Genomic DNA, 18,814 nt, shown 5'->3' on the forward strand with positions numbered 1-18,814 from the left:
ATGGTGGGACGCCCCCTGCGGGTGCGTCAAAGGTGTCGGCCCTGGAACGAGGGCCGGTCTCAGCGACTTAGGCGATGATTCAGTTGTTCAGTCGTGGTTCAGGACTTCTGCACCGCGGTCTGTGCGGCTTCCCGCGCCTGCGCCGCGGTGGCGGCAGCAAGCGCGGCGGCGGCGATGGAGCGTGCCTCCTCCAAGGTGTGCAGCTTCAGCTCGGCCCGCACATCTGCGAGCGCGGCCGGAGACATCGAGAGCGTGTTCACGCCGAGTCCGACCAGGACGACGGCGAGCAGCGGGTCCGCGGCGGCCTCGCCACAGACTCCGACGGGCTTCTTCGAAGCGATCCCGGCGGCGCCGACTTCACGGATCAGCCGCAGCACCGCGGGGTGCCAGGGATCCTGCAGGGACGCCACGGAACCGAGCAGGCGGTCGGCCGCCATCGTGTACTGGGTCAGGTCGTTGGTGCCGATGGAGGCGAAGTCGGTGCGTGTGAGCAGCTCATCGGCCATCAGCGCGATCGAGGGGACCTCCACCATGACCCCGGCCGTCTGCAGGCCGTGCTCCTTGGCCAGCGCCGTGAACGCTTCGGCCTCCTCCACGGTGGAGACCATCGGAGCCATCACCCAGACGTCGGCATCGGTGTTCTCCTGCGCCTGGGCCAGGGCGGTGAGCTGGTCCGTGAGGATCTGCTCATTGGCCATCAGCGCGCGCAGTCCGCGCAGACCCAGTGCCGGGTTCTCCTCGGGCGCGTCGTTGAGGAAGCTCAGCGGCTTGTCAGCGCCGGCGTCGAGGGCTCGGACCACCACCTTCTGGCCGGGGAAGGCCTCGAGCACCGACTGGTAGGCCTCGCGCTGCTCTTCCACCGAGGGCGCCTCGTCGGCGCTGAGGAAGAGAAACTCGGTGCGGAAGAGCCCCACACCTTCGGCGCCCAGCGCCACCGCCTTGGCCGAGCTCTTGGCCGAGCCGAGGTTCGCCAGCAGCGGCACCGCGGTGCCGTCTGCCAGGGCGCCCGGAGTCACCGGTGCCACGGCCTCCGCCGCACGCGCGGCGCGGCGGGCCTCGGCCTCGTCGAGCTGCTCCTGGGTCGGATCAGCGATCACCGCGCCGGCTCCGGCGTCGACGATCACCTGCTGGCCCTCCAGAAGGCTCTCGGCCTCGGCGACGCCGACGATGGCGGTGATGGACTTCTCGCGCGCCAGGATCGCGGTGTGCGAGGTCGGTCCGCCCTGGATGGTCACCAGTGCGAGGACCTGGTCCAGGTTCAGCAGCGCGGTGTCCGCCGGCGCCAGATCCTCGGCCACCAGGATGAACGGGTGTCCGGGGTCCGGGATGCCCGGGGCGGGCAGCCCACGCAGGCTGGCGATCACGCGCTGGGACACGTCGGAGAGGTCCGAGGCGCGCTCGCCGAGATAGCCGCCGAGCGCCTCCAGCGTGGCGCGGAACTCGGCGAAGGCCTCGTGCACGGCGTATTCGCCGGTCTTGCCCGCCTTCAGCCGGGTCGCCACGGCGTCGTACAGGTTCGGGTCCTGGGCCATCATGGCCTGAGCCTCGAGCACGTCGCGGGCCATGCCGCCGGCGGTGCGGCCGCGGGCTTCGAGCTCGGCGGCCACTTCGGCGACTGCCACCTGCACCCGCTGCGTCTCAGCGTCGGCGCTGAGCGCGGAGGCTTCATCCGCGGGCGCCGGCGGCGGAGCGGACATTCGGGCCACGGGTCCCGCGGCGATGCCCCTTCCGACGCCGATTCCGGAGAGCTCCGGCATCAGGAGGCCTCGTCGTGGTCGGTGGTCAGGAACTGCTCCAGGCTCTCCAGGGTCTGCTCCTCGTTCCCGCCTTCGGCGGTGAGCACCACCTGATCGTTCTTCTCCACGCCGAGGGAGAGCACCCCGAGGATGCTGGCCGCGTTGACGGACTTCTCACCCTTGGCGATCGTCACCTGCGCGCCGGAGGCCTGGGCGGCCTCCACGAACAGCTTGGCCGGACGTGCGTGCAGCCCCTGGGAGGAGGCGACGGTGACAGTGCGAGTGGAGCTCATGAGAGTCCCTTTCGGGTTGATGCGGCGGCGGCCGCGTCGGGCATGGGGAGGGCCTCGAGGATCAGCGCCAAGGCGCTGGTGCCTTCGAGGTCGGTGTAGATGTCTGCCGGAAGCAGTCTCACCACGGTGCCTGCCGGCGCGGTGAGTCCTTGGATGTCCTCCAGCGAGTCCGCCAGATGCGGGCCCAGGAGGATCAGATCTGCGGAGTCGAGATCATGCAGCAGGGAGGCCTGGTTTCCTGCGCGCACTGCGTAGGGCACGCCGGCCAGGCGCATCGCCTTCTTCACACGCTGTGCCACGAAGGTGCTGGACGCGCCAGCACCACAGACCACCAGGATCTCCATTGATCTCACACTCCTTCCTCCTCGATTGTGCAGTGATTCAGGGCACACTGCACCGGCGTGGGGCCGAGAGTTCTTTCCGCCGGGGAGGAAGAATCGCCCGGCCGATGTGGCCGGCCGGTAAGGTTTGAGCGTGGACCGGATGAGCAGACGCCAGGAGCAGCTGATCAACCTGCTCCTGCGTGAGCCCGGGTGGATCACCGCAGGCTCGCTGGCAGACCTGCTCGGCGTCACCCCGCGCAGCGTCAGGTCCTATATCGCTCAGCTCAATGCACGCGCCCCCGCTGGACCTCAGGCCGCTGCTCCTCACCCGGCCTCTTCCGACTCCAGCACCTCAAACTCCGCGGCACCTCGTTCGACCGTCGCACACTCGGCATCTGCCCAGCCGACGGCGCTGATCGAATCCGGGCCCGCCGGATACCGGGCGGACCGGGCCGCACTGGCAGCGCTGCGCAGCGACTCCGGCCGCGCCTCGACCCGGGACCGGCTCCACGGCCTGGTGCACGAGCTGCTCGAGGCGCAGAACGGGATCGATCTGCGCCGCACCGCCGAACGCCTCTATGTCTCCATGGCCACGGTGGAGGCCGATCTGGTCCGGGTCCGCGAGCTGCTGGCCGGCACCGGCAACACCATCCAACGTTCAGGCGCGCGTGCGCTGCTGGTCGGCGATGAGCTCGCCCAGCGGCGGCTGGTCTCGAAGCTCGCCCATGAAGAGATGGAGCACGGCTCCTTCGACGGCGAGGGCCTGCGCCGTGCGGCGGGACTGGGGTCTCTGGAGGCGGAGGCCTTCGGTCCGTTCAAGCGAGAACTGGCGGCCCAGCTGGCCGAGCAGGGCTACTACGTCAACGAGTTCGCCTCCGCCGATGTGGTCCTGCACGTGGCCATCGCCGCCGACCGGGTCAGCCACGGCCACCCGCTGGAGGGGACCCATCTGCAGCCCAGCGCCCAGCAGGAACGGCTGGCCGGCGTCGTCGGGGCTCTGGCCTCCCAGCATTTCGGAGTGAGTCTGGGCCAGGGCGACCTGCAGCATCTGGCCTCGCTGGTGCTGACCCGGGTCGTCGCCTCGGACGGCAGCGCGGGCACCGAGGTGCCGCTGGACCCCGAGGTGGAGCGGGCGGTGATCCGCGCCGTGGGCCACGCCGCGGAGGAGTATCTGGTGGACATCGCCCACGCCGACTTCATCCGGCGACTGAGCCTGCACGTGCAGAATCTGGTCCATCGGGCGCGGGAGCAGGCCTTCTCACGCAATCCGCTGACCAAGTCGCTGAAGTCCAGCTATCCGATGATCTTCCAGGTCGCGGTCTCCATCGCCAGCGACATCACCGAGCAGCTGGACGTGCTGATCCGCGAGGATGAGATCGCCTACATCGCAATGCATGTGGGCGGCCGACTGGAACGCAGCCGCCGCGCCGAGGCCGCGCTGACCGCGACCATCGTCTGCCCCGGTTACTACGAGCTCCATGACCTGCTGCGCTCGCGGCTGGATGAATCACTCGGGCCTGGCATCGAGGTCACCGCGGTGGAGACCCGGACGGATCCCGACTGGGCTGGAATGGACACCGATCTGGTGCTGACCACGATCGAACCCCCGGTGCCCGATGAGCGCACGGTCCAGCTTGCCCCGTTCATCACCGACGCCGACATGCAGCGCATCGCCGCGGTGGCGTCGAGGCGTCGTCGCACCCGGCGGCTCACCCGGCTGCGCGGAGAGCTGGAGCGCTACTTCAGCCCCGATGCCTTCCTCCGCCCGCTCCGGGCGAAGGACGAAGAAGATGCGATCCGCCAGCTCAGCGCACCGCTCCTCGCCCAGGGCATCATCGATGAGGACTATGTGCGCGGCACGATCGAGCGCGAGCGGCTCTCCTCCACGGCCTTCACCGAGTCCCTCGCGGTCCCGCACGCGCTGACCATGACGGCGCGGCGCACCGCGCTCTCGATCGGGATCGCCGAGGGTTCGATCCGCTGGGGCGAAGGGCGCATCCAGGTCGTGGCCCTGGCGGCGTTCTCCGAGTCCGAGCGCGATGCGTTCCAGACCGTCTTCGAGCAGCTCGTGGAGGTGCTCAGCGAACGGGAGTCGCTGCAGCGGATCCTGCGTCGGGGCACCGACTTCGGCGGGTTCCTCGATGAGCTGGTCGCGGTCATCGACGGCTGAGCCGGCTCTCGCCGGGTCCTGGATGACCCGGGACACAGCACTGCCCCGCCCAGGGCCGTGGCCTTGGACGGGGCAGCTGTAGGCGGCTGGCTACTCGGCAGCCTCGGTGTACAGGGACTTCTTCGAGGTCTCCGGGGCGAGGATCAGCGCGATCAGGGTCAGCACGCCCAGTCCGGCCAGGTACAGCCCGACCGCGCCGACGCCGTAGGCCTGCACCAGCCAGGCCGCCACGAAGGGGGTCAGCGCCGCACCGAGGATGGATGCGGCGTTGTAGGCCACACCCGATCCGGTGTAGCGGGTGTTCGTGGGGAACAGCTCCGGCAGCACCGCGGACATGGGGCCGAAGGTGAGACCCATCAGCGTCATGCCGACGGCGAGGAAGGCCAGCATCTGCCAGACGTTGAGGTCCTCGCCGGTGCCCATGGAGTCGGCGGAGAGCCAGTAGCGGAAGCTCAGTCCGAAGGCCATGATCGCCAGGGTGACCACGATCAGCATCGGGCGTCGGCCGAAGCGGTCGGCCAGTCGGCCTGCCACCGGCACGAAGATCGCGAAGAAGGTGATGGCGACGATCTGCAGCACCAGGAAGTCCTGGTAGCCGTAGCTCAGGCCTCCGACCTCGGCGCTGCCGATGGCGTAGGAGAGCACCCAGGTGGTCATCAGATAGAACAGCCCGTAGGTGGCCAGCATGATGAAGGTGCCCAGGATGATCTCCCACCAGTTGCGCCGGAAGACCTCCCCGATGGGGGTCTTGACCCGCTCGTTGCCGGCCATGGCCTTGGCGAACACCGGGGTCTCCTCGATCCGCAGCCGGACGTAGAGCCCGACGGCGACCATGAGCACCGAGAGCAGGAACGGCAGGCGCCAGCCCCACACCAGGAACGGATCATCGAGGTCACGCGCGGTGGAGTCATAGGCGAAGAGGGTGGCCAGCAGCAGGAAGAGGCCGTTGGCGAGCATGAAGCCGAAGGGAGCACCGAGCTGCGGCCACATGGCCGCCTGCGCACGCTTGCCCGGCCGGGCGGTCTCCGAGGCCAGCAGCGCGGCACCGGACCATTCCCCGCCCAGTCCCAGTCCCTGGCAGAAGCGCAGGATGGTCAGCATCGCGGGCGCCCAGAGCCCGACCTGGTGGTAGGTGGGCAGCAGACCGATCAGGAACGTGGCGATGCCCATGGTCAGCAGCGCGCCGACCAGGGTGGCCTTGCGTCCGACCTTGTCCCCGTAGTGGCCGAAGATGATCGCGCCCAGCGGCCGCGCCACGAAGGCCGCACCGAATGTGGCCATGGAGGCCAGCAGCGCGGAGCCCTCGTCGCCGTAGAAGAAGAGCAGCGGGAAGATCGAGACGGCCGCGGTGGCGTAGATGTAGAAGTCATAGAACTCGATCGTGGTCCCGATCAGCGAGGCCATGATGATCCGGCGGCGCGGGACGGTGAGGTTCTCATCGGCCACGTCATCGACTCTTCGTTTCGAGGCGCTGGGCACAGAGGGGTCAAGAGAGGTAGACATTGCTGGGCATCTCCACAGAAGGATTGATGGTGAGGCGCCGAGTGCGGCGCAGACCCAAAATGATAGGACGAGGCCGTGGGAGCCCGGCACCCGAGCCGAGGCAGTCTCATCAGCTGAGACTGCAGGGGCGGCTTCCAGAGACCGATCCGAATCGTTCCAGGGATGATCCATCTCTTCGAGTCGTACTGATCTGGTCGGGCCTACGCTCGTACGTCACTCTTGGCGACTCTGTCGCCCGATTCAGGCGTGGCGCCGATGCCACGTGTTCGCGCTGCGGAGTCGCGCGTCTACGCGGAGCGCAGGTACGCCCCCTGGTTTCGAGCCTTTCGTGGTATGAAATCGCTTGGGATGACGGTCGTGAAAGACTCGTCTCCCAGTGCACCCCGTGAATCCGACAAAGCTTCCGCCGGACCCGCCGCGAGATATAAGTATCGGCTCCAAAAAGGCATGCCCACCGCGTTCGCGACCAGAGAACATACATCTAGTAACCAGCAATAGAATTGCTGATAAAACGAACTTAAACCTATTGGCTGATATAGAATTCAATGCGATCAATTAATGCTTCCAAGCCGATCTCAAATTCATTTTTTGAGTGATCCTCGCTTAGGGCTGTTTTCAAACGCATCACCACGGGGACTGCACTGAGGTCGAGTCCGGAATCCCCTTCAGGAACAATCGCATTTCCCTCGTCCAGGGGAACCTCTACGGATGAGACCTCAGCTCCGCGGACGACTGATTCCAGCAGCAGGTGCCCCAGAAGGAAGCTGCTGATTATTCGATAGGTGTGAACTGCGGCAGAGTCGCTGAAACCATGGTCGATGAGCGCGCGCAGGAAGCCTTCTACCAGGGAGAGGCTGCGCAGTGGGGGGCGAAGCCACGGTGCCGAAGGGTGGCGGGTCGCGACGAGCGGGAAGACCAGAGGGTGCTCGACGGCGATCTGGCGAACCTGATGGGCAAATGTCTGAAGATACCCCTGCCACGTCTCACTGAGCTGCTTGTCGAGATCGTCTTCCAACCCTTGTAAAAGTTCAGCGACGACGCTCTCGAGCAGGTCTTCGCGCCCTGAGACGTGCCTGTACAGCGCCATCGCCTCCACATCTAGGCTGGCACCGAGGGCGCGCATCGTCAGCTTCTGTGCACCATGCGTGTCGATGTACGACAGGGCCGACCTCACAACCAATTCACGGCTGAGCCCGGGTCGCGCCTTGTCTGAACCTGCAGCGTCGGTTGTCCGATCCATTTGCGTTTACCCCGATACCTGATAGGTGACTTCCCCAAAAGACGCCCAGCTGGTGAACGCTTCTGCGTGCGCTCATCCATGGTACTCCGGCGGAGTTTCTTCGCAGATTCAGTCGAGTTCACCGCTGGAACCGCATGCCCAGGATCGAAGGTCTTGGACATCGACTCGGATGCCCAGACCAGAAGCGATCGCCGATGGGCCCTGGCAGGTCGGGCCGCCTTGCCCGGCGCAGCGCGGCGTGCTGCCACGTGATCCTCAGATTCCGACTGGATGACTATTGCTCAGGGCTGTGTTTACAGTGTAATCTCCAGAGCAGGCTGAAACCCCGAAGCCGCAGCGATGACGCGACGACGGGTGCTTGCCTGCTACGAACGCTTCGGTCGGAGCCGGGAGCACCCTCGAGCACCTGCAGGCACGGTTGCCGCGATGACATAGACGGTGCAGTTGATTCCAGCAATTATTTAACTCGAATCAATTGGCATATAAATGTTCGTTTCAATAATCTTGACCCCCGAAGCTCGGGGGCATGGGAAGGCGAGTGAATGACCATGGTCAACAGCAACTTCGACATCGACTCGATCGAGAACGCAGATGTATATGACAGTGAGGGAGCCAAGGTCGGCTCCGTCGGTCAGGTCTACGTGGACAGTCAGACTCAAGAACCCGAGTTCGTCACCGTGAATATCGGCCTCTTCGGCGCCAAAGAGACCTTCATTCCCTTCGGCGCGACCGACTACTCCCCCGAAGGTCTCAGGGTGCCGTTCACCAAGGCCTACATCAAGGATGCCCCCAACATCGACGTCGACGGACACCTCAGTGTTGAAGAGGAGCAGCGCCTCTGGGACTACTACAGCCCTGATCGCGGCACCGGACGCCAGGGAACAGACGCTGGCGGTCCCGGTCTTGACACCACTGCCGCAGATGCCGACAAGATGGTCGCTCATGAGGAGCGGCTGAAGGTCGGCACCGAGCAGCGCGAGGCCGGCCAGGTGCGCCTGCGCAAGCGGGTTCGCACCGAGAACCAGAGCATTGAAGTGCCCGTCCAGCGCGAAGAGCTCGTCGTCGAGCGGGAGACGGTCGACCCGAACTCTGCCGAGGCGCGCTCTGCAGGCACGATCGATGATGCGGGTCGCCAGGATGAGGTGGTGACGCTGCGCGAGGAGCGCCCCGTGGTCGACAAGGAGACCGTGGCCACGGAGAAGGTCAATGTCGGCAAACGCACCGTCCAGGACACCGAAACCGTCTCCGGCGAGGTCCGCAAGGAAGAGATCGACGTTGAAGGCGACGCTGAGCCCGGTGCGAAGCGGTGAGTGACATCTCTGCAGCCTGCGCATTCAGGGTCTGACGTCGAGCACCTACCGGGGGCGGGTCTGAGAGTGGGATCCGACCCCTGGTAGGTGCCATCAGGAACAGGCCCCGGGTGCCCGGAGGGCACTCTCGCAAGATGCAGGATCTCCTGCTGATCGGGAAATCCGTGATGGCCGGTTCTTGGGCCCGATCCATCTACCGGTCCCGCGGCACGGGGCAGCTTGACCTTCGAATGCCAGTAGCAACTACTGGTTGCACGTCGTTTCACATGTAGAGGGCACACATCATGAGTCACCCCGCTAAGCCGCCCGAACCTGCAGTTCCAGAGTTGCTGACCCGCCTCTCAGAACAGACCTCACGATTGGTCCGCGACGAGGTGCGACTCGCCCAGGCGGAGCTGACCGCGAAGGCTAGACAGGGCGGTATCGGTGCTGGGTTCCTCAGCGTCGGAGGCATCCTGGCGTGGTTCGGCGTCGGTGTTCTGATCACCACACCCGCTGAACACGAGAATTCTCAGGGGCCCCGCCGACTACAGGCACGAAGAACCCTTCCGCTGCTCAGTCGGCGCGAGCTCGGTGAGACTGTCGGGGCTCTCGCCGCGACCGCAGCCCTCCTCCCAGCCATCCGGGCTCGTCGGTGAGGTGCTTCTCGCGGCTGCTGTACACGGAGCGTTCTTCGCCTTTGTCGATGCCCTCGTAGATCGCGGTGGACCTCGGGCGTTTCAGCGGCTCACCGGAGAGTGGCCAGGCGACTAGACCCAGACCGTCACCGTTTCCAGGAGCTCGTGCTCCCTACACACCCGGAGAAAGGCACGTTTCATGTCTCACAGCTCCCGCGACAATACCCAGAGTGATCCGGCGGACGCTCCTCACCCGGAAGACGATCGCAAGCCTGACTCTCCTGCTGAGATCACCAAACCCACGTGGAAGTACATCCTCAGGACCACGATCCGCGAATTCTCCGCGGACGGTTGCACCGATCTGGCCGCCGGCCTCACCTACCGCACTGTTCTTTCCATCTTCCCGGCACTGATCGCCGTGGTCTCGGTGCTGAGTCTCTTCGGGCAGGGCGGAGGAACCGTCACCGCGGTCCTCGATCAGGCGGAGGGCATTGTTCCCTCCGACACGTGGGGCACCGTCCGACCTGCCTTGGAGTCTGTCCTGACAGCCCCTGCTCCGGGGCTGGGGCTCATCCTCGGATTGCTGGCCGCGCTGTGGTCGGCCTCCAGCTACGTGAAGGCCTTCGGCCGGGCGATGAACATCATCCACGAGGTTCCTGAAGGTCGTGGTGGGATCAAGCTCAATGTGCAGATGTACCTCCTGACAGCGCTGATCCTGGTCCTGGGAGCGGTTGCCCTGATGATCCTCATCTTGTCGGGACCGGTCGCAGAAGCCGTGGGAAGCGCGATCGGGCTTGGCTCAACCGCGATCACGGTGTGGAGCATCGCCCAATGGTTCGTCCTGGCGTTCGTCGTCGTGTTCGTCGTTGCTCTGCTCTACTATGCGACTCCCAACGTGCATCAACCGAAGTTCCGCTGGGTCAGCGTCGGTGCCGTCATCGCCATCGTGGTCGCAGTACTGGCCTCTGTGGGCTTCTTCTTCTATGTGTCCAACTTCGGCAACTACAACGCCACCTATGGGGCGCTGGCCGGGGTCATCATCTTGTTGCTGTGGATATACATCGTCAACGCGATCCTGCTCTTCGGTGCGGAGGTTGATAGCGAAGTCGAGCGCGGCCGTGAGCTGCAGGCTGGAATGCCTGCAGAGGAGAACCTCCAGCTGCCAGCCCGAGACACCAAGGCCAGCGATAAGAAGGCGAAGAAGCATCAGGAGGATGTCCAGCGCGCACGTAATCTGCGCAGGTCTGCAGGCCGCAGCCAAGACGAACCAGCAGTCGGACCGGATGAAGCTGTCCGGCGCTGAGATGTCGGGCGTCGCCCGTCCAGTTGATCTCCAGACTCTCTTTTCAACCTCGGTTCGCCGCGAATTCGAGGACACGACGAAAGGTAATCATGTCAAACCCACCCAGCACCCCTCATAGCAATCTCGGCGGAGAGGACGCGTCACGAGCCCATACGCTCCCGACGCCTCCGTCGACCTCACCCGGCAGGGAAACGGGTTCTGCAACGAACGATCTCCCACTTGGGACCATGCCGATCTCCGGGCAGCCACAGCACTCGGGGCGTCCCGGCTCCGGGTCTGGTTCCACGTCCGATTCCACGTCTGGTTCCACGTCTGGTTCCACGTCCGATTCTGCGTCCGATTCTGCGTCCGATTCTGCGTCTCAGACCCAGAAGAAGTCGGATCAGGCCAAGGGTGCAGCCCAAGATGTCGCCGGCGACGCCAAGGACGCCGGACGAGCAGTCAAGGACACCGCGGCCCAGGAAGCCGCCGGAGTCAAGGACGACGCCGTCCGCGAGGCCAAGCGCCTCGGCGGCGAGGCGGGCACGATGCTGGAGTCCCAGGCGTCTGAGCAGCTGGACCGCGCAGCGGGCACGGTGCGCACCTTCAGCGACGACGTCGCGCGCATCGCTCGCGGTGAGAAGCCCGAACCAGGTGTCGCGAACGACCTCCTGGACCAGCTGAGCTCCCGGGCCGAGGCCACGGCGACCTGGCTTGAGGACCATGACCCCAGGGAGGTCCTCCACGAGGTCCAGAGCTTCGCGCGGCGTCGTCCGGTTGCCTTCCTTGCCATCGCAGCCGGTGTCGGCTTCGCCGCCGGCCGGCTGACCCGAGGACTCAAGCAGCACCACGCCGATGACGCAGGTGCCGTCGCAACCGGGCCTGCTGCCGGTGGTGCCGACTCCGGCACTGCCCCGGCCGGACCAGGGACGGCCCGGTCAGGATCCGACTCACCGGCAGCTCCGGTGTCCGGACACCAGAGCGCTGGTGCCCCGGCCTATGAGACCGGTCCCGCCAGTCCCACCCCGGGTTACACCGGCGGCACCGATCCCTACGCCGGCGGTGCTGGCCGATGAGCAGCCATGCCCGTCGCCCCATGGACCCAGAACCCACATCTGGGACAGGATCCACGCCTGGGTTGGAGCGCAGAGCGGAAGAGGAATCCCTGGGTTCGCTCATGTCCAACGTCAGCAGTGACCTCTCTACCCTGATCCGGCAGGAGATCGCCCTCGCCAAGGCCGAACTGAGCGAGACCGCGAAGAACGCAGGAAAGGGTGCCGGCATGCTCGGCGGCGCCGGAGTCGCCGGCCACTTTGTGCTGCTCTTCCTCTCCGTCGCCCTCTGGGCCGCCCTGGGTGCCACCGCGATCGGCAGCGCCTGGTCTGCGGTCATCGTCGCTGCGATCTGGGCGATCATCGCCGCCGTGCTGGCGGTGCTCGGCAAGAAGAACTTCGATCAGGCCGAAGGAGCGCCGCAGACCGCGGAGACCCTGAAGGAAATCCCTGATGCTCTCACCCCTTCCAAGGAGACCCGATGACACAGCAGAGCCCCGATGAGATCCGCGCCGATATCGAGCGGACCCGCAACAGCCTCTCCCTAGACGTTGACGCCGTCGCCGACAAGGTTTCCCCGTCGAAGGTGGCCCAGCGCCAGACCGAGAAGATTCGCAGCACCGTTGGAGGTTGGAAGGACAGTGTGATGGGGTCAGCCGATGATGCCTCTTCGGAGGTCTCTGAGAATGCACATAGTGCCGCCGCGAGCGCTCAGCGGGCACCCCAGGAGCTCAAGCGCAAGACCCGGGGCAACCCGCTCGCGGCGGGTCTGATCGCTCTGGGGGCGGGCTGGTTGGCGGCGTCCATCCTTCCGGCCTCTGAGCCGGAGAAGAAGGCAGCGGCGAAGCTTGAGGATCAGGCTCAGCCGCTGGTGGATGACGCGAAGCGCCAGGCGCAGTCGATGGCCGAGGAGCTCAAGGAGCCCGCCCTGGAATCGGCGCAGCGGGTTCAGGACTCCGCCACGCACAGCGCTCAGAACGTGAAGTCTGAAGTTCAGGACCAGAAGGACACGGTCGCTGACTCCGCGAAGTCCTCGGCTGAGGACGTCCGGGGCAGCTGACACTTGGTGCACCAGGGCGGGCCTGCGGTATCGACGTTGGACCCGCCCTGGTCATCGATGGCTCGCGAAGGTGGTTTCAGTCATCGCCCTCTACACCCCTGGCGTTGTTCTTCGGGCGCGCGTTGAGCTACTTCCGGGGGCATTCGACACCGACTGCACCGCAGCCGTGAGCACGGTGTCGTTCGCGGTGACCCTCGACGCATCGAACACCACCGACTTACCGGGGATGATGGGGGCCGAGGTCGGCGGTGAAGGACAGATCGCCATAGAGCCCATCCGCGACCATCGCCTCGAGACCACTCATCAACTAGAGCTGCTCGGTCTGCAGGTCATTGATGCCTCTCCTCCCCGAGCGTTCTCGTTCTTCACGTCCGCGAGCGCGAGCGCGAAGAACGAGGCCTCCATAGGGTTGATCCGCGACCGCCCAGGAGTGAACTCGATCACCACGAGCTCTCAGTAGTACACCGCCAGCGGCCCGCGCGGACCCTCGATCACGGTGACCTCGGTGTCGAAGACCCTGCTCAGCACCGCATCCTGCATGATCTGCTCCGGGGTTCCGTGCTCGACCACCACGCCGTTCTTCATGGCCAGGATCTTGTCCGAGTAGCGGGCGGCGAAGTTGATGTCGTGCAGCACGATGACGATGGTGCGGCCCAGCTCGTCGGCGGCGCGGCGCAGCTGCTGCATCATCTGCACCGCATGCTGCATGTCGAGGTTGTTCAGCGGCTCATCGAGCAGCACGTAGTCGGTGTCCTGCGCCAGCACCATCGCCACATAGGCGCGCTGGCGCTGACCACCGGAGAGCTGGTCGAGGTACCGCCCCTCCAGTGCGGTCAGGTCCAGGAAGTCGATGGCCTCAGAGATGTGCCGCTCGTCGTCCTGGGTGAGCCGGCCCTGCGAGTGCGGGTACCGGCCGAAGCCCACCAGTTGGCGCACCGTGAGCCGGGTGACGAAGTGGTTCTCCTGGCGCAGGATGGAGAGGATCTTGGCGATGGTCCTCGACGGCGAGTTCACGACGTCGTGCCCAGCCACCTCGATCCGTCCGGAATCCACATCGAGCAGCCGCCCGATCATGGTCAGGATCGTGGATTTTCCGGCGCCGTTGGGGCCCACCAGCGCGGTGATCCCGCCGGCGGGGATGTCCACGCTGACCGGGCCGATGGCGACGGTGTCGCCGGCCCCTGCTGCGCCGTAGTTCTTGGTGACCTCGGTCAGGCTGATCACAGGCGGCCCTTTCGCATCAGGACTATCAGGAAGACGACTCCGCCGATGAGCTCGATGATCAGGGTCACCGCGCCCTGGGCGTAGAAGATGTTGCGCATGATGAAGTACGCCCCGGCCAGGACGGTGTAGCCGATCAGCATGGCCATCGGGAACAGCATCCGGTGGGAGTAGGTGTCGGCGAACTGATACGCAAGGGTGGCGACCAGGAAGCCCAGGAAGGTCATCGGGCCGACCAGCGAGGTGCTCATGGCCATCAGCACCGAGACCAGTGTCAGGATGATCATCACCTCCCGCCTGTGGTTGACCCCGAGGTTGTCTGCGGTGCTGCGTCCCAGGGCGACCACATCGAGCCGTCGCGCCCGCCACCACAGCGCGCCCGCGGCTGCCAGCGCGATCGGGATCGCATAGGGCAGGTATTCGGCGCGAGCGTTGCCGATGTTGCCGAAGAGTCGGGCGGTGAGCACATCGAACTCGCTCGGGGTGAGCACTCGCTGCATGAAGGTCGACAGCGAGCCGAGTCCGCCGCCGATCACCACGCCCACCAGCAGCATGATGTGGATGTTGGAGAACCTCCCGCTCAGCAGCCAGGAGTAGAGGGTCGTGGCGAAGAGCACCATCGCAGCGGCCTGCATCAGGAACTGCGGCAGTCCGGTGACCAGGGTGATCCCGGCGATGCCGAAGAAGAACACCGCGCCGGTCTGGATCGCCACATACAGCGATTCGAATCCCATGATCGAGGGGGTGATGATCCGGTTGTTGGTCGCCGTCTGGAACGCCATCGTGGCCATCGCCTGGCAGAAGACGACGACGCCGATGACCAGCACGGTCTCCACGCGCATTCCCGCGATCAGCCAGTATCCGTCAGAGCCGAAGGGCATCGGGTTGTCGTAGCTGAGGATCCCGGCGGTGAAGAACACCGAGAGCCCGCCAAGCAGCGCCATGACGCCCCAGCAGCGCAGGCCGTGGCGTCGGGTGGTGATCGCCCCGGAGCGTCGGCGTCGCGGTGCGGGGGTGGTGCCGGCGGAGGTCGTGGCGGTTCCGGCGGAGACCTGTGGGGTGCGCCGCTCGCGATCAAGCTGCGCGGTCATGTGAGGAGCCCACCTTTCCTTCGCTGCCGCAGGAGCAGGCCGACGAACACCACGGCCCCGACCAGCCCCAGCACCAGACCCACCGGGATCTCGAAGGGCGCTCGGATGGTGCGGCCGATCAGGTCGCAGACGGTCACGGTCGCGATCCCGAGCAGCGCGACCCATGGCAGGTTGCTGCGCAGGTCATCGCCGCGGAAGAGCGAGACGATGTTGGGCACCACGAGCCCCAGGAAAGGCAGCGTGCCCACCACGGTGGCGGTGACCCCGGTGGCCACCGCGACCATGGCGGTGCCCATGAACAGCACGGCGGTGTAGTTCAGGCCCACGTTGGTGGCCATGTCCTTGCCGAGTCCGGCCACGGTGAACTGGTCGGCGGTGATGAAGACCAGGATGGTCACCACCAGCACCAGGAACATCAGCTCATAGCGCCCTTCGACCACGCGGGTGAAGGATCCGGCGAACCAGATGCCTAGGGTCTGCAGATGGTCGGTCATCAGCGCGATGTAGGTGGTGAAGGAGCTGACCACGGCGCCCAGCATGATGCCGATGATCGGCACGATCAGCGAGGACTTCAGGGTCACCCGCTGCAGGAACAGGAAGAAGATGACGGTGCCGATGAAGGCCATCGTCACGGCGCCGCCCGTCCGGGCCAGCATCGAGGCGCCGGGGAAGAGCCAGAGCACCAGGATCAGTCCAAGCCCCGCCCATTCGGTGGTGCCCGTGGTGGTGGGCTCCACGAAGCGGTTCTGGGTGAGCAGCTGCATGATAAGTCCACACATGGCCATCGAGGCGCCCGCCAGGACCAGCGCTATGGTGCGCGGGACGCGGGTGATGCCGAACATCCAGAACCCGTCCTCCGAGAAGACGTCGTACTGCCCGGTGGTCAGCGAGAGCAGCAGCAGCCCCAGGGTGATCAGGATCCCGATCACCAGCGCCGGGGTGAAGAGTCGATGCCTGCGGGTCCCGCGCGCCTCCGGAGACTCCGGCGGGGTCTCCGGAGGCGCGTGTCCGTCGCGGCTCAGCGCCGCGGGAGGGGTTTCAGGCATGGGAGGCTTTCCAGGAGCAGAAGCATAACTATGCAAGTCCTTGCATTTTCTGTCACGTTTGATTTGGAATAGCGAATACTTGCATGGCGCTATTAAGGACGGTCCCACACAGGTTGTCCAGGCCTGCGTGGGACCGTCGGGCGACCATCATTCACCGACTGGCAAGAAAGTGAACTGCGGTCATTCCGCGGCCTCGAGTGTGTCTGCGAAGTCGCGGAAGAATTCGGTGTAGGCCTGGATGTCTTCGGTGAGGTAGAAGTTCTCCGGCAGGTACACGATCTGACCGTTCTCCACCGCGGAGACGTCGGCCAGCGCGGCCGACTCCTCGACGATCTCTGCAGCGGGGCTGTACTCCTCGCCCTCCTCCTGGGTGATCCGGGCATCGCGGTCCAGCACGAGCAGCCAGTCTGGATTCGCGGTGGCGATCGCCTCCACCGAGATGTCATCGCCGTGGGACTCGTTCTCACCCTCCTGCTCCAGTGCGGGAGTGAGGTCGAACGTCTCGAAGACCGGCCCGATGGCGCGGCCATCAGGACCTGGGGCGACATAGCTCATGTCACCGCCGGAGGTGAGCAGCCCCATCACGGTGGACTCGCCGTCGTAGGCGTCCTGGACCCGGGCCATCTCGGCCTGAAGCTCCTCGACGAGCTCCGCGGCGACATCCCTCTTTCCGAAGACCTCGCCGAGTGATTCGGTCTTGCGGATGAGCTCTTCGACCAGGTCAGCGTCTGGCTGGGGCTCGAACTCCAGGACGGCGGCCTCCGGCGCCAGTCCACGGAGGTCGTCGTAGTAGTCCTGGAAGCGCTGCCCGTTGATGATCAGATCGGGCTCTGCCGCGACCACGTTCTCCAGATCGGGCTCGCGGTGATTGCCCAGGTCCAGGATGGACTCATCCTCGGCGTAGGCGTGGGTCTGGGCATCCATCAGGCTGCGCGCAGCGGCGGTGGGCTCGACCCCGAAAGCTTCCAAGGTCCGATAGGACCTGTTGTCGGTGACGACGACGCTCTGCGGATCGGTGGAGACCTCGTGCGTGCCGTGGTCATCTTCGATGGTGATCGTCGCCGCGCCTTCAGCGTCAGCCTCGGCGGCCTCGGTCTCACCCTCCTCCGCTTCGGCGGCTTCCGGCCCGCCTGCTTCCGCCTGCGCGGCTTCCGGCTCCTCGGCCTCGGCCTGCGACCCGCAGGCACTCAGGGCGAGCAGCGCGATGACGCCGATGGAGAGCGTGCCCAGGATCCTGGATCGATGCGCCCGAGAGGCGCTGCGCACAGGCCCCTCGTGGGAGACATTCTCGCGCCCAGGGCACTGGGACGCGATGCCCTCGGATGTCAATTCTTCAATGGGCATGGCCCTACCTTTCACGATGCAGAGTGCCGGAGTGAACCAGCGGAGTGACGTGGAGACTTAGTGTCGCCTAAGCTAAATAGAAGCTACAGACTTAACTAATTAAGCGCAAACGGCGCCTCGAATATGACAGCAGAAGCGATTCGCGCAGCATGTCGTGACGTATTGCCGTCAGACGGGCTGGAGTGCATCTCTCAAGCCCGGGACTGTTCCTGGCGACCGGTACCGTAGGAGCGATGTCCTCCCACGCTGCTGATCCGCTCGCCCCAGTTCTCACTCCCCAGGGGTGGGAGCTGCTGAACTCCTTGCCGCCCTATGACGAGGACGCGGCGTTCGGACTGAACATGCGGCTGCGCGAAGCCGGCCACCCGCCGGACCTGGTCGCGGCGGCCCTGACACAGTCACGTCTGCGCGCGGCTGCGCGGAAGAAGTTCGGTGACTTCGCCGAGCGGATGCTCTTCACCCACGAGGGACTGCAGCAGTCCACGCGGCTGCCGGTGGCGGCGCGCCATGCCCAGCGCTTCCGCACCGCAAACCTTGACCGGGTGATCGATCTCGGCTGCGGCCTGGGCGGTGATGCGCTGGCTGCGGCGTCGCTGGGATTGGCGGTGACGGCCGTGGAGGCCGATGAGAGCATCGCGGCAGCGGCGACCATGAACCTGCATCCCTTTCCGGAGGCAGCGGTCCAGCATGGCACCGCGGAGGCTTTCGCCGAGACCTTCGGCCTGCTTCACGCCGGTGCTCCCCCCGGCTGGGGTCTGTGGCTGGATCCCGCCCGCCGAGACCCGCATGCAGCCCAGGACGCCGCATCGACCGGGCCCGCCCGGCTCTGGGATCCTGAGTCTTTCTCCCCGCCGCTGAGCTTCGTGACCGCTCTGGCGCGCACCGGCACCCCGATGGGGGTCAAGCTCGGCCCGGGACTGCCGCATGAGCTGATCCCGTCCGACTGCGAGGCCGAATGGGTCTCCGTGGACGGGGACCTCGTGGAGGTGGTGCTCTGGTTCAACGCACTGGCCCGGCCCGGAGTGCGCCGGACCGCGACGCTGCTGCACAGCGGGACCGCCGCACCCGTGGAGCTGAACAGTCCGGCTGACTTCGGCGCCGGCGTCGAGCTCGGACCAGCCGGGCGGACCGGGCTCGCCGGGGTGCTGCATGAACCGGACCCTGCGGTGATCCGGTCCGGCCTGGTCGCCGAGCTTGCCGACTCCCTGGACGGTCACATGCTCGACGAGCACATCGCCTATTTCTGCACGGATGCACCCGTGACGGACCCGTCCCACCGGCTCTCCCGGCAGTTCCGGGTGCTCGAGGTCGAGGCCTTCAACGTCAAGGCGCTCAAGTCCTGGGCGGCTGGCGCCGGGGTGACCAGCCTGGAGATCAAGAAGCGTGGGGTCGACATCGTCCCGGAACAGCTGCGCCAGCAGGTCCTGCCGAAGAAGCGGCCCAAGGGGCGCAAGCATCACGCCACGGTGGTGGTCACCCGGCTGGGCGAGGACCGGGTCTTCGCGGTGGTGGAACCGCTGTGAGCA

The 18,814-nt window shown here is 66.0% G+C and carries 19 protein-coding genes; 10 read left to right on the forward strand and 9 right to left on the reverse strand.

Annotated features, from left to right (window positions below):
* Window positions 1–98 precede the first annotated feature (98 nt).
* Genes ptsP through LTH96_RS08690 form a run of 3 tightly spaced genes read right to left on the reverse strand, consistent with a single transcriptional unit; the run spans window position 99 to window position 2,373 of the window.
* The gene (gene ptsP, locus LTH96_RS08680; protein ID WP_241465341.1) at window positions 99–1,757 is read right to left on the reverse strand and encodes a phosphoenolpyruvate--protein phosphotransferase; all 1,659 of its coding nucleotides are present in this window, start codon (window positions 1,755–1,757) and stop codon (window positions 99–101) included.
* On the reverse strand, window positions 1,757–2,029 hold the full coding sequence (locus tag LTH96_RS08685; RefSeq protein WP_241465342.1) for an HPr family phosphocarrier protein: 273 nt from the start codon (window positions 2,027–2,029) through the stop codon (window positions 1,757–1,759). Before LTH96_RS08685 ends, ptsP begins: the two co-directional genes overlap by 1 nt.
* Window positions 2,026–2,373: a PTS sugar transporter subunit IIB gene (locus tag LTH96_RS08690; protein WP_241465343.1), complete on the reverse strand. Its 348-nt coding sequence runs from the start codon at window positions 2,371–2,373 to the stop codon at window positions 2,026–2,028. Before LTH96_RS08690 ends, LTH96_RS08685 begins: the two co-directional genes overlap by 4 nt.
* Before the next feature lie 139 nt (window positions 2,374–2,512).
* Between LTH96_RS08690 and LTH96_RS08695 the strand changes: the two genes are divergently transcribed.
* Complete coding sequence (locus LTH96_RS08695; RefSeq protein WP_241465344.1) at window positions 2,513–4,522, forward strand: transcription antiterminator; 2,010 nt, start codon at window positions 2,513–2,515, stop codon at window positions 4,520–4,522.
* Window positions 4,523–4,612: 90 nt separating this feature from the next.
* Here LTH96_RS08695 and LTH96_RS08700 read toward each other — a convergent pair whose 3' ends face one another.
* Both LTH96_RS08700 and LTH96_RS08705 read right to left on the reverse strand, forming a co-directional pair.
* Entirely contained in the window at window positions 4,613–6,025 is a 1,413-nt protein-coding gene (locus LTH96_RS08700) for an MFS transporter (protein WP_241465345.1), read from the reverse strand.
* 523 nt (window positions 6,026–6,548) lie between these two features.
* Complete coding sequence (locus tag LTH96_RS08705; protein WP_241465346.1) at window positions 6,549–7,265, reverse strand: TetR/AcrR family transcriptional regulator; 717 nt, start codon at window positions 7,263–7,265, stop codon at window positions 6,549–6,551.
* A 542-nt stretch (window positions 7,266–7,807) separates the two neighbouring features.
* Between LTH96_RS08705 and LTH96_RS08710 the strand changes: the two genes are divergently transcribed.
* The 8 genes from LTH96_RS08710 to LTH96_RS08745 all read left to right on the forward strand — a co-directional run bounded on the left by LTH96_RS08710 (window position 7,808) and on the right by LTH96_RS08745 (window position 13,046).
* Window positions 7,808–8,575, forward strand: a complete 768-nt coding sequence (locus LTH96_RS08710; protein ID WP_241465347.1) for a DUF2382 domain-containing protein — start codon at window positions 7,808–7,810, stop codon at window positions 8,573–8,575.
* 284 nt (window positions 8,576–8,859) lie between these two features.
* On the forward strand, window positions 8,860–9,213 hold the full coding sequence (locus LTH96_RS08715; protein WP_241465348.1) for a phage holin family protein: 354 nt from the start codon (window positions 8,860–8,862) through the stop codon (window positions 9,211–9,213).
* The gene (locus tag LTH96_RS08720; protein ID WP_342357725.1) at window positions 9,149–9,328 is read left to right on the forward strand and encodes a DUF4235 domain-containing protein; all 180 of its coding nucleotides are present in this window, start codon (window positions 9,149–9,151) and stop codon (window positions 9,326–9,328) included. Before LTH96_RS08715 ends, LTH96_RS08720 begins: the two co-directional genes overlap by 65 nt.
* Before the next feature lie 63 nt (window positions 9,329–9,391).
* Window positions 9,392–10,495, forward strand: coding sequence for a YihY/virulence factor BrkB family protein (locus LTH96_RS08725; RefSeq protein ID WP_241465350.1), 1,104 nt, complete (start codon window positions 9,392–9,394; stop codon window positions 10,493–10,495).
* A gap of 227 nt (window positions 10,496–10,722) precedes the next feature.
* Window positions 10,723–11,550: a hypothetical protein gene (locus tag LTH96_RS08730; RefSeq protein WP_241465351.1), complete on the forward strand. Its 828-nt coding sequence runs from the start codon at window positions 10,723–10,725 to the stop codon at window positions 11,548–11,550.
* Window positions 11,551–11,651: 101 nt separating this feature from the next.
* Complete coding sequence (locus LTH96_RS08735) at window positions 11,652–12,011, forward strand: phage holin family protein (protein WP_241465352.1); 360 nt, start codon at window positions 11,652–11,654, stop codon at window positions 12,009–12,011.
* Window positions 12,008–12,586: a DUF3618 domain-containing protein gene (locus tag LTH96_RS08740; protein WP_241465353.1), complete on the forward strand. Its 579-nt coding sequence runs from the start codon at window positions 12,008–12,010 to the stop codon at window positions 12,584–12,586. The genes LTH96_RS08735 and LTH96_RS08740 overlap by 4 nt, the downstream gene beginning before the upstream one ends.
* Window positions 12,587–12,656: 70 nt before the next feature.
* A complete protein-coding gene (locus tag LTH96_RS08745) occupies window positions 12,657–13,046 on the forward strand; it encodes a hypothetical protein (protein ID WP_241465354.1) in 390 nt (129 codons plus the stop codon).
* Here LTH96_RS08745 and LTH96_RS08750 read toward each other — a convergent pair.
* From LTH96_RS08750 to LTH96_RS08765, 4 genes are all read right to left on the reverse strand, one after another.
* Entirely contained in the window at window positions 13,040–13,810 is a 771-nt protein-coding gene (locus LTH96_RS08750) for an ATP-binding cassette domain-containing protein (RefSeq protein WP_342357726.1), read from the reverse strand. The two genes, LTH96_RS08745 and LTH96_RS08750, sit on opposite strands and share 7 nt — an antisense overlap.
* On the reverse strand, window positions 13,807–14,898 hold the full coding sequence (locus LTH96_RS08755) for an iron chelate uptake ABC transporter family permease subunit (RefSeq protein ID WP_241465355.1): 1,092 nt from the start codon (window positions 14,896–14,898) through the stop codon (window positions 13,807–13,809). Before LTH96_RS08755 ends, LTH96_RS08750 begins: the two co-directional genes overlap by 4 nt.
* Window positions 14,895–15,944: an ABC transporter permease gene (locus LTH96_RS08760; protein ID WP_241465356.1), complete on the reverse strand. Its 1,050-nt coding sequence runs from the start codon at window positions 15,942–15,944 to the stop codon at window positions 14,895–14,897. The genes LTH96_RS08755 and LTH96_RS08760 overlap by 4 nt, the downstream gene beginning before the upstream one ends.
* A 180-nt stretch (window positions 15,945–16,124) precedes the next feature.
* A complete protein-coding gene (locus tag LTH96_RS08765) occupies window positions 16,125–17,288 on the reverse strand; it encodes a siderophore ABC transporter substrate-binding protein (protein WP_241465357.1) in 1,164 nt (387 codons plus the stop codon).
* Window positions 17,289–17,521: 233 nt separating this feature from the next.
* On the opposite strand from LTH96_RS08765, the gene LTH96_RS08770 reads away from it, so the two are divergent.
* The gene (locus tag LTH96_RS08770) at window positions 17,522–18,811 is read left to right on the forward strand and encodes an SAM-dependent methyltransferase (protein ID WP_241465358.1); all 1,290 of its coding nucleotides are present in this window, start codon (window positions 17,522–17,524) and stop codon (window positions 18,809–18,811) included.
* Window positions 18,812–18,814: the final 3 nt, after the last annotated feature.

It is taken from the genome of Nesterenkonia sp. LB17 (assembly GCF_022565915.1).
Classification (GTDB): domain Bacteria; phylum Actinomycetota; class Actinomycetes; order Actinomycetales; family Micrococcaceae; genus Nesterenkonia.

Coding starts and splice junctions, on each gene's coding strand:
- ptsP (WP_241465341.1), bottom strand. CDS start 1,757: ATGCCGGAGCTCTCCGGAATCGGCGTCGGAAGGGGCATCGCCGCGGGA.
- LTH96_RS08685 (WP_241465342.1), bottom strand. CDS start 2,029: ATGAGCTCCACTCGCACTGTCACCGTCGCCTCCTCCCAGGGGCTGCAC.
- LTH96_RS08690 (WP_241465343.1), bottom strand. CDS start 2,373: ATGGAGATCCTGGTGGTCTGTGGTGCTGGCGCGTCCAGCACCTTCGTG.
- LTH96_RS08695 (WP_241465344.1), top strand. CDS start 2,513: ATGAGCAGACGCCAGGAGCAGCTGATCAACCTGCTCCTGCGTGAGCCC.
- LTH96_RS08700 (WP_241465345.1), bottom strand. CDS start 6,025: ATGTCTACCTCTCTTGACCCCTCTGTGCCCAGCGCCTCGAAACGAAGA.
- LTH96_RS08705 (WP_241465346.1), bottom strand. CDS start 7,265: ATGGATCGGACAACCGACGCTGCAGGTTCAGACAAGGCGCGACCCGGG.
- LTH96_RS08710 (WP_241465347.1), top strand. CDS start 7,808: ATGACCATGGTCAACAGCAACTTCGACATCGACTCGATCGAGAACGCA.
- LTH96_RS08715 (WP_241465348.1), top strand. CDS start 8,860: ATGAGTCACCCCGCTAAGCCGCCCGAACCTGCAGTTCCAGAGTTGCTG.
- LTH96_RS08725 (WP_241465350.1), top strand. CDS start 9,392: ATGTCTCACAGCTCCCGCGACAATACCCAGAGTGATCCGGCGGACGCT.
- LTH96_RS08730 (WP_241465351.1), top strand. CDS start 10,723: ATGCCGATCTCCGGGCAGCCACAGCACTCGGGGCGTCCCGGCTCCGGG.
- LTH96_RS08735 (WP_241465352.1), top strand. CDS start 11,652: ATGTCCAACGTCAGCAGTGACCTCTCTACCCTGATCCGGCAGGAGATC.
- LTH96_RS08740 (WP_241465353.1), top strand. CDS start 12,008: ATGACACAGCAGAGCCCCGATGAGATCCGCGCCGATATCGAGCGGACC.
- LTH96_RS08755 (WP_241465355.1), bottom strand. CDS start 14,898: ATGACCGCGCAGCTTGATCGCGAGCGGCGCACCCCACAGGTCTCCGCC.
- LTH96_RS08760 (WP_241465356.1), bottom strand. CDS start 15,944: ATGCCTGAAACCCCTCCCGCGGCGCTGAGCCGCGACGGACACGCGCCT.
- LTH96_RS08765 (WP_241465357.1), bottom strand. CDS start 17,288: ATGCCCATTGAAGAATTGACATCCGAGGGCATCGCGTCCCAGTGCCCT.
- LTH96_RS08770 (WP_241465358.1), top strand. CDS start 17,522: ATGTCCTCCCACGCTGCTGATCCGCTCGCCCCAGTTCTCACTCCCCAG.